Annotated in this window: 12 protein-coding genes and 3 tRNA genes; 10 read left to right on the top strand and 5 right to left on the bottom strand. The window is 45.5% G+C overall.

Features of this window, described 5'->3' with window-relative positions:
* Positions 1 to 272 precede the first annotated feature (272 nt).
* Positions 273 to 2687, top strand: a complete 2415-nt coding sequence (locus tag PHX29_06210) for a hypothetical protein (protein ID MDD5605481.1) — start codon at positions 273 to 275, stop codon at positions 2685 to 2687.
* Between the two features lie 14 nt (positions 2688 to 2701).
* Here PHX29_06210 and PHX29_06205 read toward each other — a convergent pair whose 3' ends face one another.
* Positions 2702 to 4063, bottom strand: a complete 1362-nt coding sequence (locus PHX29_06205; protein ID MDD5605480.1) for a hypothetical protein — start codon at positions 4061 to 4063, stop codon at positions 2702 to 2704.
* Positions 4053 to 4412, bottom strand: a complete 360-nt coding sequence (locus PHX29_06200; protein ID MDD5605479.1) for a hypothetical protein — start codon at positions 4410 to 4412, stop codon at positions 4053 to 4055. Before PHX29_06200 ends, PHX29_06205 begins: the two co-directional genes overlap by 11 nt.
* 111 nt (positions 4413 to 4523) lie before the next feature.
* On the opposite strand from PHX29_06200, the gene PHX29_06195 reads away from it, so the two are divergent.
* From PHX29_06195 to PHX29_06185, 3 genes are all read left to right on the top strand, one after another.
* Positions 4524 to 4609 (top strand) — tRNA-Leu (locus tag PHX29_06195).
* Between the two features lie 6 nt (positions 4610 to 4615).
* A tRNA-Arg gene (locus PHX29_06190) sits at positions 4616 to 4692 on the top strand.
* 9 nt (positions 4693 to 4701) lie between these two features.
* A tRNA-Val gene (locus PHX29_06185) sits at positions 4702 to 4778 on the top strand.
* 74 nt (positions 4779 to 4852) lie between these two features.
* Here PHX29_06185 and PHX29_06180 read toward each other — a convergent pair.
* Positions 4853 to 5314, bottom strand: a complete 462-nt coding sequence (locus tag PHX29_06180; protein ID MDD5605478.1) for a site-specific integrase — start codon at positions 5312 to 5314, stop codon at positions 4853 to 4855.
* A gap of 475 nt (positions 5315 to 5789) precedes the next feature.
* Between PHX29_06180 and PHX29_06175 the strand changes: the two genes are divergently transcribed.
* Positions 5790 to 7262, top strand: a complete 1473-nt coding sequence (locus tag PHX29_06175) for a catalase (protein MDD5605477.1) — start codon at positions 5790 to 5792, stop codon at positions 7260 to 7262.
* Positions 7263 to 7366: 104 nt separating this feature from the next.
* Here PHX29_06175 and thyX read toward each other — a convergent pair whose 3' ends face one another.
* The gene (gene thyX, locus PHX29_06170) at positions 7367 to 7957 is read right to left on the bottom strand and encodes an FAD-dependent thymidylate synthase (protein MDD5605476.1); all 591 of its coding nucleotides are present in this window, start codon (positions 7955 to 7957) and stop codon (positions 7367 to 7369) included.
* Between the two features lie 214 nt (positions 7958 to 8171).
* On the opposite strand from thyX, the gene PHX29_06165 reads away from it, so the two are divergent.
* The 5 genes from PHX29_06165 to PHX29_06145 all read left to right on the top strand — a co-directional run bounded on the left by PHX29_06165 (position 8172) and on the right by PHX29_06145 (position 11503).
* Complete coding sequence (locus PHX29_06165; protein MDD5605475.1) at positions 8172 to 8384, top strand: universal stress protein; 213 nt, start codon at positions 8172 to 8174, stop codon at positions 8382 to 8384.
* Positions 8385 to 8458: 74 nt separating this feature from the next.
* The gene (locus tag PHX29_06160; GenBank protein MDD5605474.1) at positions 8459 to 9148 is read left to right on the top strand and encodes a DUF1538 domain-containing protein; all 690 of its coding nucleotides are present in this window, start codon (positions 8459 to 8461) and stop codon (positions 9146 to 9148) included.
* Complete coding sequence (locus PHX29_06155) at positions 9148 to 9921, top strand: DUF1538 domain-containing protein (protein ID MDD5605473.1); 774 nt, start codon at positions 9148 to 9150, stop codon at positions 9919 to 9921. The genes PHX29_06160 and PHX29_06155 overlap by 1 nt, the downstream gene beginning before the upstream one ends.
* Positions 9881 to 10297 carry a P-II family nitrogen regulator gene (locus tag PHX29_06150; GenBank protein ID MDD5605472.1) on the top strand — a complete coding sequence of 139 codons (417 nt, stop codon included), beginning with the start codon at positions 9881 to 9883 and terminating at the stop codon, positions 10295 to 10297. The genes PHX29_06155 and PHX29_06150 overlap by 41 nt, the downstream gene beginning before the upstream one ends.
* A 312-nt stretch (positions 10298 to 10609) precedes the next feature.
* Positions 10610 to 11503 carry a cation diffusion facilitator family transporter gene (locus tag PHX29_06145; GenBank protein MDD5605471.1) on the top strand — a complete coding sequence of 298 codons (894 nt, stop codon included), beginning with the start codon at positions 10610 to 10612 and terminating at the stop codon, positions 11501 to 11503.
* Between the two features lie 84 nt (positions 11504 to 11587).
* Here the strand turns inward: PHX29_06145 and PHX29_06140 are convergent.
* Positions 11588 to 12298: ammonia-forming cytochrome c nitrite reductase subunit c552 (locus PHX29_06140; protein ID MDD5605470.1), on the bottom strand; the 711-nt coding region annotated here is incomplete at its 5' end.

The raw sequence follows: 12298 nt of genomic DNA, 5'->3' as shown, positions 1-12298 counted from the left end.
ACAATCCGTGTGAGATTCTTCGGGGCTAAAGCCCCTCTAGAATGACACAGTTTTCGTTTGAGATTCTTCGCTTACGCTCTAGAATGACACATATTTATGTGTGCTCCTCATTATTTGTGTCATCCTCGAGGAGGGCGTATGCCCGACGAAGGATCTTCCCCGTAATAGTGCCCGTTGTAACATGGTGTGCTTCCCGCCTATTGACACGTTCCTGATATCCCTTTAATCTTATATTTGAAACTTACTTAATCGTGGTTTTTAAGGGGAGAACTATGAAAAACGTAACAGCTGGCAGGTTGATGGCGGTGATGCTTGCTGCGGCTCTTTTATTCCTTGGCGCTCCTTTTGCAGACGCTTTAGCTCAGGTTTCACTTGCCATAGAACCGCAAAACGGCGGAATCGGCACCCAGGTATCGGTGTATGGGGACGGTTTTGAGAAAAACACGACCTATGACATATACTTCTCCAGCCAGGACGCCGCTGTTGCCACTGCAAGACATATCGGTATAGATATCACCCGTTACAAGAAAGTGCTCACTGCCAGTACAACCAGCTTCCCCGTGTTTAACGCAGCCTTTAACGTTCCGCTGACTCTGGATACCGCGGCTGGCGGCGAGTATGAAATATCCCACGATGGGGATTATTACATCTACGTTACAGAGCAGGAAGATACACTGATACTTGCTAAAGCGGTTTATAAGATGACAGGTTTTGCCAGTGTGGAGATAGACCCGGCAAGCGGAAATGTGGGGGATGGGGTGATAATCACCGGTACAGGTTATGTGCCGGGCGAAACTATCAGCATTGCTTACGACAATAAAGATGTTACCTCCAGCCATATTGGTGGAAATAATATTGTCAACGATTCTGGCGCTTTTACGTTAACGTTGACGGTTCCAGCCTCATTCTTTGGGGCGCACCAAATACGTATAACCGGGTCTCGCACAGAAAGCGTTGTTAAACAATACTCTGTTATTCCGGAAATCAAGCTTAATAAACCATTTGCTCTTGCCGGAGATCAGATCTCTGTAACCGGCTCAGGTTTTGCCGGGGCACGAGGCGTGAATTTCTTTATAGGGGGAGAACCGGTTTCGGTAGAGTGGATTATACAGGAGAGTCGCCGTACTGATGAAGACGGGCGATTTGTGGTGAACATGGTAATACCCAGCCTGCCGGCAGGAGAGTATGAGGTGGTAGCAGTTGATACAACTTCGGCACAAATAACGGCAGAAAAAACCTTTACTGTTTTGCCTCCTCCGCTGAACCCAAAGGTTGAATTGGGGCAGGTCAACGGTAAAGTAGGCGATGTTATGAGCATCAGCGGTGTCGAATTTAACCCGACGAGCCCGATAACACTTTCCATCGGTGGTGAAGTAGTGGAGCCGGAAAACGCTATAACCACCAGTGAAAACGGCACTTTTAGCGCAAGCTTTAAAATACCGGTTCTGCCGGCGGGCTTGCATATGGTTATGGCCAGCGATGGAATAGAGGAAGCTGGGGCAGGGTTTAGTATCGTGCGGGTGATGGAGGTAACGCCACTAAGCGGCAGAGCAGGTGATGAAATCAGCGTAACCGGGAACGGGCTTGAAGCCGAAACTCCGGTTGCTGTTTATTTTGACGGGATACCAAGAGCAACCACGCCGGTAGGGGCAAGAACAGGTGAAGACGGCACTATTGACTTTACATTTACGGTTCCTGCCTGCCCTCCCGGAAACCATAATCTTGAAATAAGGATGGGCATGCTCACGCTGGTTGAAACCTTTACCACTGCAGCTGAAGTCAGCCTTGGGGAAGATGTTACTGCGGTCAGCAGGCAAGTGATGATTAATGCAAGGGGATTTGCCCCTAATACTCCGATGATTTTAAGCTTGAATGGCATACAGGCGCCAGCTGTTACACCTGATGCAAACGGGCTTCTGGATATTGCTTACGTGGTGCCTCATGTACCTGATGGCACGTATGCTCTTGCCATAGAAGCAGGAGGAGTTGTAATCTCCAAGAGCATTACCATAGTTGCCGGGATAGATATTTCACCGCTGGAAGGACCGGTTGGGGAATCAGTCGAACTGAGCGGATCTGGTTTTTGGCCGGGAAAAACTCTGGTGGTAACATGGGGAGGAAAGGCTGTGACCGAGCTTTCTGCCCCGGTTGTAGATGGGGATGGCTCTTTCAGTGCGGAATTTGTTGTGCCGGTTGCTGCCCCGGGGGAATATATTATTTCTGTGAGCGATGGTGTTATAACCAAGGAAAACACTTTCAGCGTTGAGCAGACGGTTCCTTCTTCACCGGTTCCGGTAACGCCACCTGGAGGAATCAAAATAAGCGGGCATCCATATTTTGAATGGGGTGCGGTTATTTACCCATATATGGATGTAACTTATGAGTTTCAGATAATCAGAAACCTGACTGAACCAGAACTGGTAATTGGAAAAACGGCTCTTGATGGAACCAGTTATACGCTGGATAAAGACGAAAAACTCGATAAAGCCGGCCTGGACAATCCTTATTACTGGCGGATTCGAGCAATCGATGAAGCCGGCAATGCAAGCCCGTGGTCTGAGGCAAGGGAGTTTTACTATGGTTTTATCTGGCCTTACTGGCTGACCTGGGTACTGGTTGGTGTGGGGATTGTTATAGTCATCGTGGTGATTTACATCTTCCGCTGGCGGATAGTGGACCTGTTTTGATAGTTTTAAGTCTATCAATTTCCTCTTGCCAGACGAGGGTGGTAGCCAAGGGAAGCTTTAACTGTTAAAGCCAGGCTCATCAGGAAATCATCGTGGCCGTCGCTTCTATCCACATAGAAGTTCAGGTTATGCCCCGCTTGATAGCAAGCCTTAGCTTTTTCGGCTTCTCTCCAGAAGCGCATGTATTCCCGGGAATCATCTGAACGGTACATTTTAACTCTACCAGCGTTGACGGCCGCAATCAGTTCGAATGCCAGTTCCGACTTGGATTTGGTGGTAAAAGTGAACGGTTCTACCCGTGCACCGAGAGCGGATTTAAGGAAAGATGCTACTGGCTGGCCAATACCAGTAGCATCGATAGTAATCTTGCGGCACTTCCAGTACTTTCCGAGCAAATCTATGAGTTTATTATACTGGGCAGAGTGCTTCTCCCCGGTCCACGAGTAGTGTTCGACTATTTTAATCAAAGGTTCACCGTGGTTTGGCGGTACGTTTACTTCTGCGATTGTTACAACTGTTGCGTCCCGCCTGGGTTTGTCATTGGAGAGGTTATTATAAGATTCTTCGGCTTCACCGGCGATGTCAATACCTGCGATATAGTTTCTGCCGGTTTCGGGTGTTGATAAACGGTTGTGAGTCCCCTGGAGAAGTGCGAGCATTTCTCGGCTTAAAAATCCCCCACCGGAAGAAATCGGCTTAAGTAAATATTGGGTTTGAAAGAGAGGATGATTTTCGCCCAGCCGAGTGCGTTCGTTCTCCACATAATTGGCATAATCCGGATTAAATTTTGCTACAACTTCCCAGTTGTATTCAAAATGCCTGCGAATACCATCTCTGGTTTCAAGCTCCAGGTTGTTTTGTTTAACCTCTTCCAGCAGGGTGGAAGAATCCCAGGCAGTTCCGTATAGTACGGTAGTGACATTAGTAGAGGCTCCCATGGGCTTGAAATCCCGGCTGAACTTGACCTTGTCTATATCCTGGGCTTCATCTATTTCTAAAAGCAGATGAGCAGTATTACCAACAGTATTAGCTGATTTGTCTGCCGAAAGGAAAATCGCCCTGCAATTACCGAGGCTTATGATGTAGCCCATGCTGGAGCGCCACATATTCGAAAACCCGGCGTCATTAAGTCTGTCCTTTAGTCTTTGTATGGAGATTATAGTTTGAGGCTTAAAAGTGGGCGCACACTTTATCAGGTTTTGAGGCGGCGAATCGATATGTAGGGTAAGCAGGAGGAGTTCTATTTGGGCAGAGAGTTCATTTTTGCCACCCTGGCGTGAGATTTCCACTGTAAAAGTAAGCCCCTTTTTTTCAAATATGCTCGAGAGCACTGCCCGGGCTATTTCCTGTTGGTAAGGGTGGAGTTTATTTACCAATAAAATTACCCAGGCTTAAACCAAGAGGCAGAGCTACATCACGCAGGACGTTACCAATAGCTTCCTTCAAGCCCTGCTTGTCGTTTTTATGCAAGTTGTATCGTATGCGCACCAAGTTGGCTAATGTCGACATGCCTTTTCCGAGCAACTCGATATTTTGGGGATCATGTTTTAATATCCCCTGTATTTTTACCCGCATGAGAGCAATTTCTTCATCCAGCCCTTCTACCAGGATAGCTTGCTCCATTTCGGATTGTTCTTCCAGCGTAAGATAACGAGCATAAAACCCGTGCTTGCGGGCATTTTGATTGCCAGGTTGTGCACCACGTTGTTTTGGCTGCGCCTCCATATGATTTCATATTAGCATCGAGCGTTTAGGCGCGCTATGGAATTTTGGCGTAGCTCTTAGCTGTTTACGTTGACACTTTCCACAACCCCCGTCTATAATTTAGCTTGGTGTGCCGAAGTGGCGGAATGGCAGACGCGCTACGTTCAGGGCGTAGTGTCCGTACGGGCGTGTGAGTTCAAATCTCACCTTCGGCACCAATTCAAGCGCTTGTAGCTCAGTTGGATAGAGCGCAGCCCTGCGGAGGCTGAGGCCGTGGGTTCGAGCCCCACCAAGCGTGCCACTTATTTGAGGGCGGTTAGCTCAGTTGGTTAGAGCACCTGCTTTACACGCAGGGGGTCATAGGTTCGAGTCCTATACCGCCCACCACTTTCCAAAGCTAAAACAGCCCTTGTGATTGTTATTTCACAAGGGCTGTTTTTATAAATGGCACTAATTTGGCACTAATTGATTTTAATTGAAGCCTCTTTGTTTGGCAGTGCTATGCTATCAAACTTCTCGGCAGCTGCCTGCTGTAATCCAGGTGCTACATGGCTGTAAGTGTCCAGGGTGACCTGGATAGAACCATGTCCTGGCCTCTCTTGAACAACCTTTGGATGTACTCCCTGTTTTAACAGTAGTGATGCATGGGTATGCCTGGCATCATGCAGCCTTATTCCATCAAGCCCGCATCTCCTGGTTATCTTAATCCAGGCATGGGTAATTGTATTAGGCAAAAACGGTGAACCGTCGTAATGGCTGAATACCAGATCATTGTTGTTAAGTCCAGGATACCCTAAAGCAAGCCTCTGAGCGTTCTCTTTTTCGTAATGTTCCCTTAAAACAATAGCATTGCTGGGTGTTAATGCAATAAGCCTCTTCCCCTTCCTGGTCTTGGGTTCTTTAAAAGTGATGCGGTCTTCGATTTTAACCTTGCTGTTATACTGCAGACTCCTGGTTACAGCCGTAAGCTCCGTATATAATCGAAGGGCGCCTTGCCAGTCAAATCTTTGAACACTCTGGCCGCATGCCAGGGGGAATATCCTGGAGCCTGAGCTAGTTGGTACAGGTAGATTGGTTCTTGAATATGCTGTTCGATGTAATTCTGCATACTCTGAACAGCTTTGATTTTTTCCCAGTTTTCCGTTTCTTCACCTCGGTAACATTCTTACTTGAGTGAATCATACCCCCTTCGGTAACATTTTAGGTGAGTGAATACGAGGTATTGACTTTATTGCCTGGAAGGAATATTATGTGCGATATTAGTAATGATTATTATAAAATAATCAAAATGTATTTAATTATTACTGAATGAATCCCGCAGATGATGGATATAAAGTAACCTGATAATGATTTATACAATCTCCGAGGATGATGTTCAAGTAAAAAAAGGGGGAGGATATGCAAAAAAAGGAAGAACAAAATAAAAAGCTGACCACCGTTGCCGGTGCGCCTGTACCTGACAACCAGAACACTATGACCGCTGGTCCCCGCGGCCCTGTATTATTGCAGGACGTGTGGTACCTGGAAAAATTAGGACATTTTGATCGAGAAGTGATCCCCGAGCGGCGCATGCATGCCAAGGGATCGGGAGCATTTGGTAGTTTTACAGTGACGCAAGATATCACCAAATACACCAAAGCTAAAGTTTTTTCTGCATTAGGTAAAAAAACTGATATATTTGCTCGTTTCTCAACGGTGGCAGGTGAACGTGGTGCTGCTGATGCAGAGCGTGATATTCGCGGTTTTGCCATCAAGTTCTACACAGAACAGGGCAACTGGGATTTGGTTGGTAACAACACTCCGGTATTCTTTCTGCGAGACCCGCTTAAATTCCCAGACCTCAATCATGCTGTAAAGAGAGATCCGCGTACTAACATGCGCAGTGCCAAAAACCAGTGGGACTTTTTTACCAATCTGCCTGAAGCACTGCATCAAGTGACCATCGTTATGAGTGACAGGGGTATTCCTTATTCATATCGGCATATGCATGGTTTTGGCAGCCATACGTATAGCTTTATTAATGCTGAAAACAAACGTTATTGGATTAAGTTCCATCTTAAAACACAGCAGGGCATTAAAAATCTCTCCGACGAAGACGCACAGGCTATCATAGCAGGAGATCGAGAAAGCCATCAGCGCGACCTTTACGAAAGCATTGAGAACAAGGACTATCCGCGGTGGACGATGTACGTACAAGTTATGCCGGAAGAAGACGCTGCTAAAATGCCTTATAATCCTTTTGATCTGACCAAGGTCTGGTATCATGGTGACTATCCGCTAATCGAAGTAGGTATTATGGAGCTTAACCAAAATCCGCAAAACTATTTTGCCGATGTAGAGCAAGCCGCCTTCAATCCTGCCAACATCGTACCTGGTATTGGTTTTTCTCCAGACAAGATGCTGCAAGGCAGGCTTTTCTCATACGGTGATGCCCAGCGTTATCGCCTGGGGGTGAACCATCATCTTATTCCGGTGAATGCTCCGCGTTGCCCGGTTAATAGCTTCCATCGGGATGGGCTCATGAGAGTTGACGGAAACCAGGGCTCTATACCAAGCATTGAGCCGAACAGCTATGGTCATTGGCAGGAACAGCCTGATTTTGCTGAGCCGCCTCTCAGGCTGGAAGGAGCTGCTGACCATTGGAATTTCCGCGCGGACGATAATGACTACTATACCCAACCCGGTAAACTCTTTCGTCTGATGAAACCAGAGCAGCAGCAAGTGCTGTTCGAAAATACTGCACGTGATATCAACGGTGCACCCAGAGAAATTAAAATCAGACATATCGCGAACTGCCTTAAAGCTGATAAAGCCTATGGAGAAGGTGTAGCCAAGGCAATTGGTATAAAAATGAGTGAAGTCCTCAAATAAAGAATAATCCGGAGTGGTCAATAACAAGGTCGAACTGTTAACAGTTCGACCTTGTGGTTTTAAAACGCTTTAAGATTGCGGTGGATAGGTTGCAACTGTTGATTTCACAGATCGCTGAAAACTTTGGGTGCTTGCTCCTTCATTATTGCCTTGATCTTTTCAGATACTTCTCGGAACTCGGGCAATACCGATTGATCGGTTCGGGTTTTTAATATATGTCTGATTTCACGGAAATTCCAGGTGCAGATTATCTCGGTTGTGCAGGCATTCGGTAGCACGTAGCGGGCTATCTCTGGTTTTATGCCGGCTTCTAATAGTTTGTGATACGCATTCCAGCTGGCAGTCATGGCGTTATGGAATATTTTTGCGTTCTCAGAATCGATTTTCTCTGAGAGTTCAGGTGGAGAGATGTACTCCGCGTGTGTTTCAGGCACGTAGCGTTGGCTGCGCTGAGAATAGCTGGCAATTCTGTGCCGCACCAATTCATGGGTGAGAGCGCGAGATGCTTTAATGAAAAAAGTTGCCGAGGCATGTTCAATGATACTCTCGTGTCCTTGCTTAATTCTGCTTTGCAGCCATTTTTCGTTAGTGCCCAACTTATCTTCGCTGGCATAGCAAATTCGTCCTGCCTTCTCTAAAAGGTTTTCACTATCAGGGGTAATTGCTAGAAGTTTAACTTCCACGTTGTAGTTCATATATTCTTCCTGCTCTATATTCTATTACTGGCTAAATAATGATAAATAATCCCAAAGGCATTATCATAACGGTCTTTGGCGTCGGTGGCTGGTGTCCATCAGGCCTATAATTACGGACATGATTATACCCTAACTGTGGCGATCGACCAATATTCTGGACTGTTTTGGTTTTTGTACATGCCCCTTGTTTGGGCAACTTAAACCGCGGTTTTATGTGAAAAAGCTCTTTAGTATTGTCCTTCCACACATGCAAAGCCGAGTATTAATAAGGTATAATGAAAAAGTAGTCAAGTATACAGTTGATGATTGGGGGCAAGTAAACTTGCTAAACCAAATACTGATACCCTTTGATGGATCTGAAACTGCCGAAGTCGCTCTACCTTATGCGGCTGAATTGGCATGCGCATCAAAAGCCCATTGCATTTAGTATGAGTTATTTATCCTGTATATTGGGTTACCATGCTCAGATACTGGGTTTGGTAAAATTTTAAGGACAGACTTATGTACCATACAATGAAAAAAACCGCCCTGGAAGTTGTTCAAGCAATGTTGCCGATTACTCTGGTTATAGTAGTCTTGCAATTTGTAGTTCTCGATGCGCCTGCTGATGTATTCTACAGGTTTTTGGCAGGAGCTGGAATGACAATTTTTGGAGCATTCTTTTTTCTGCTGGGAGTAAGGACCGGTATTTTGCCGATGGGCCGAGACATTGGGGCTGAAATTCCGCAACATGGTTCCTTGCTGCTTATTATTGCCGTGGGTTTGATTTTTGGTTTTGCAGTAACGACTGCCGAACCGGGTGTTATGGTGCTTAACAATATGGCTGTTGAAGCTGGGGCGGATAATGGTAGCGCTCTAGTCATAGTTATTTCTACCGGAATGGCGTTGCTGTTTACAGTGGCGCTGGTGCGTATTCTTTTTGGATTTCCGATCAGATATTTACTTGCTATTATTTATTGTATTGCTTTAATTCTAGCTTTTTTTACACCGCCCGAGTTTTTGCCCATTGCTTTTGATAGCGGTGGAGTTGCAGCTGGATCATTTACTGTACCGATGCTGCTGGCATTAGGGATGGGTTTTACTTCGGTTCTTGCTCGCCGCTCATATCTTTCTGATGGTTTTGGGCTTATCGGGATCGCTTGCGCCGGACCTATAATCGGCCTTTTATTGTGGGGGATTATTGTCTTTTGATGAAATTGGCTATTTTTGATGGCATATATAGCGTAATAGGTGATGTATTGCTGCCTGTATGTTTGCTGCTTGTCTTCTTTTTAGTATTTCAGGTTTTTTTCCTGAAGCGCCCCTTAAGGCAAGTAACCGCTTTACTCAGGGGTATTCTGTTTGCTTTTATTGGGCTTATATTCTTTATTCAGGGAATTAATATTGCGTTTATGCCTATGGGGGAATACATTGGGGAAATATTCGGGAATTTTCAACAGACCTGGTTGCTGGTACCGCTGGGTTTTGCCCTTGGATTTTTAATTACTTTGGCTGAGCCACAGGTCAGGATACTCAGCCAGATGATAGAAGAAGCATCCAGTGGCTATATACGATCAAAAACTATACTGATAATACTTTGTACTGCTGTTGCTGCTTTTACAGCGCTGGGAATGGCCAGGACTGTTTTTGGAATACCGATAGCTTATATCATTTTTCCAGGATATCTTATCGCCATTGTGTTATTATTCTTTGCCGATAAAGATTTCCTTGCCATAGCTTTTGATTCTGGTAGTATTGCAACGGGGCCATTGACAACCGCGTTTATGATGTCGTTAACTATCGGCGCAGCTACGGTCCTTGACGGGCGGAGTTCGCTGGGCGATGGATTTGGTTTGATCGGGATAATTACTCTAGCGCCAATAATATCGATTCAGTTACTAAGCTTGATATACCCAATAAAAACAAGCCAAGGAGGTCAAGAGAATGACCCAGGAAAGCAAATCGTTGATAGTGACCATAGTTAAAAAGGGAGATGGGGATACAGTAATTGAAGCATCTATGAATGCTGGTGCAACAGGCGGAACTATTATGTTTGGCCGGGGCATTGGTGTGCGAGAGAGAAAGAAAATATTGGGAGTGCCTGTTGAACCGGAGAAGGAAATAGTCTTTACTGTAGTTCCAACCGAAAAAGCCAAGGCTATTTTGGATGAGATTGTTCAGTCCGTAAAACTAACTGAGCCAGGGCGAGGGGTTGTATTATCTTTAATCCTTGATCAATTTGCCGGTGTGGCCCATGAGTTGTTGCCCGAACCAGACGAAGATCCTCAGGGAGCAACTGAAGAACATCTGGAATCCGCCGAAGACTCTCAGGGCAAAACTGAAGAGCCTCAAGATCAGTAGTGTGATGTTAGCCGATGATCCATAGTGTAGGATATCTTGGATAATGCGATAGCCCCTTTTTACCTGAGTAGTAAACACATTAATTTCCTGTGTTAAAAAGTTTACTGTGGATGGCTGCCCTCAGGTGGCAATATCCCTAATCTTAAACTTAATAGCTACAAGTCACTCGTGTAAAATCCAGATCAACTGGTACATACAGCCTGTTCGGATTACAGTTTTTGGCTACTTTAAGGTTAGAAGATTGATCAGGGATTATTGCTGTTATATTCTGTGCTAGTAAGCGTCTATGAGCATATAGATAACGGGAGGAATATGATGGAGACTAGGGTGGCTATAGCTCTGGGAATTTCGCTGACGATTTTTATCATGGAGATTGTTGGTGGATTCGTATCAGGAAGTTTGGCCTTGCTATCAGACGCAGGTCATGTTTTGGCTGATGCAGTCGCTCTTGGTTTGAGTCTTTATGCTTTAAAACTATCGCGCCGAAGCAGCAACGGTGTAGCGACTTTTGGATACCATCGTGTTGGGATTCTGGTCGCATTGATAAATGGAACAACGCTGGTTGTCATGGCTGCACTTATCTTTCGTGAGGCTTACGAACGATTTCTTGCTCCGCCCCAGATTAAAATTACCGAGCTTCTTATAATTGCTGCTATAGGACTTGCGGCGAATCTCGTTATGGTATGGTTATTGCATCGTGGCCATCATCACAATCTGAGTATAAAAAGTGCCTGGCTACACGTAATGGGTGATGGGCTAGCGTCCCTTGGGGTCATAATATCGGGTTTAGTAATATATTTTACCGGTTGGGCATATGCAGATCCGATTGCGAGTATCTTTATCGGTATTTTGATTTGTATTGGCGGTTGCCGAGTTATTCGCGAGGCTGGATCTGTGTTACTTGAGTTGGCACCTAAACATATGAATACTGAAGAGATTATCCACCAGATGAGAAAGGTATCAGGTGTATTGGACGTGCACGACTTTCATCTCTGGATGATAACTCCACAGCTTGTTGCTTTATCCGCACACATAATGGTTGAAGACCAATCAGTATCAGATACTGAGGTGATCTTCTCCGAACTTCAAGTTCGCTTGCTGGATATGGGTATCGAACATATAACTTTGCAAATGGAATGCAACAGTTGTGGCACCAATAAAACCTTTTGCCACCAGCTAAAAACATTTGATTATCATAAACACTAACGGTGGGCAAATCCGTTGTTAAATAAAAAGAAGTGCGCCGGCAATCAGCCGGCGCACTAAAGGTTGTACAAGGATTGGTTTGTCTTATTTCATGGCTTCTTCGAGTATTTGGATTCCCATCTTGGAGAATTCAACTGAACGGGTGAGTGATTCCCGCGCCTGGTCTGGATTATGGAAACCTCCGCCATTCCCAGCAGTCCACCATTCCCAGAGAATATGTGCCTGCGAATGGCATTCACGGGCTTCATTTAAAGTAGCTTCATCTACGCCGTATCTTATGGCTAGATCAAAGGTATCGATAAGTTCACTCAGCCAGTATTCTGCCTTGGAAAGTTTGCCTTTTATGTAGTTCTGGATAGAATCAATACGATATTCTGCCTCTTCTTCAGTCCATTCGGTATGACAACTTAAACAGGTGTTGTTGATATAAGTGCGAGGGCTGGTTTGCCAGTGGGAAGTGTATACTTCACCTGCCTGATTTGTAAGCTTGGGCATATGGCAATCGCTGCATTCAACACCGTTTTGTTGATGGAGTGATCCGTAGTTAGTTTCAGCATCCGGGTGCTGCAGCTTGACCAGTGTAGCGCCGGTTACGGCATGCTTGAAATCGCGAAATTCCAATTCGTTGTAGTGTTCATAGGCATCGAATACATTGACCCAGGGGAAGTGATTTGTTCGTGAATCTTCCATGGTTATATATTCACCGGTAGCCATGTCATAACCCGGGTTGCAGACATATTCAACATGACACTGGGCGCATATGATGTTGGCTATCGGTTCTTCCATCAGGCCGAT

The organism is Dehalococcoidales bacterium (assembly GCA_028717385.1).
Taxonomy (GTDB): Bacteria; Chloroflexota; Dehalococcoidia; order Dehalococcoidales; family CSSed11-197; genus CSSed11-197.
This window is presented reverse-complemented; position numbering and strand designations above follow the sequence as displayed.

Bases quoted from the DNA above. Each gene is read 5' to 3' on its own strand.
- PHX29_06210 (MDD5605481.1), top strand. From the start codon at position 273: ATGAAAAACGTAACAGCTGGCAGGTTGATGGCGGTGATGCTTGCTGCG.
- PHX29_06200 (MDD5605479.1), bottom strand. From the start codon at position 4,412: ATGGAGGCGCAGCCAAAACAACGTGGTGCACAACCTGGCAATCAAAAT.
- PHX29_06175 (MDD5605477.1), top strand. From the start codon at position 5,790: ATGCAAAAAAAGGAAGAACAAAATAAAAAGCTGACCACCGTTGCCGGT.
- thyX (MDD5605476.1), bottom strand. From the start codon at position 7,957: ATGAACTACAACGTGGAAGTTAAACTTCTAGCAATTACCCCTGATAGT.
- PHX29_06160 (MDD5605474.1), top strand. From the start codon at position 8,459: ATGTACCATACAATGAAAAAAACCGCCCTGGAAGTTGTTCAAGCAATG.
- PHX29_06155 (MDD5605473.1), top strand. From the start codon at position 9,148: ATGAAATTGGCTATTTTTGATGGCATATATAGCGTAATAGGTGATGTA.
- PHX29_06150 (MDD5605472.1), top strand. From the start codon at position 9,881: ATGACCCAGGAAAGCAAATCGTTGATAGTGACCATAGTTAAAAAGGGA.
- PHX29_06145 (MDD5605471.1), top strand. From the start codon at position 10,610: ATGATGGAGACTAGGGTGGCTATAGCTCTGGGAATTTCGCTGACGATT.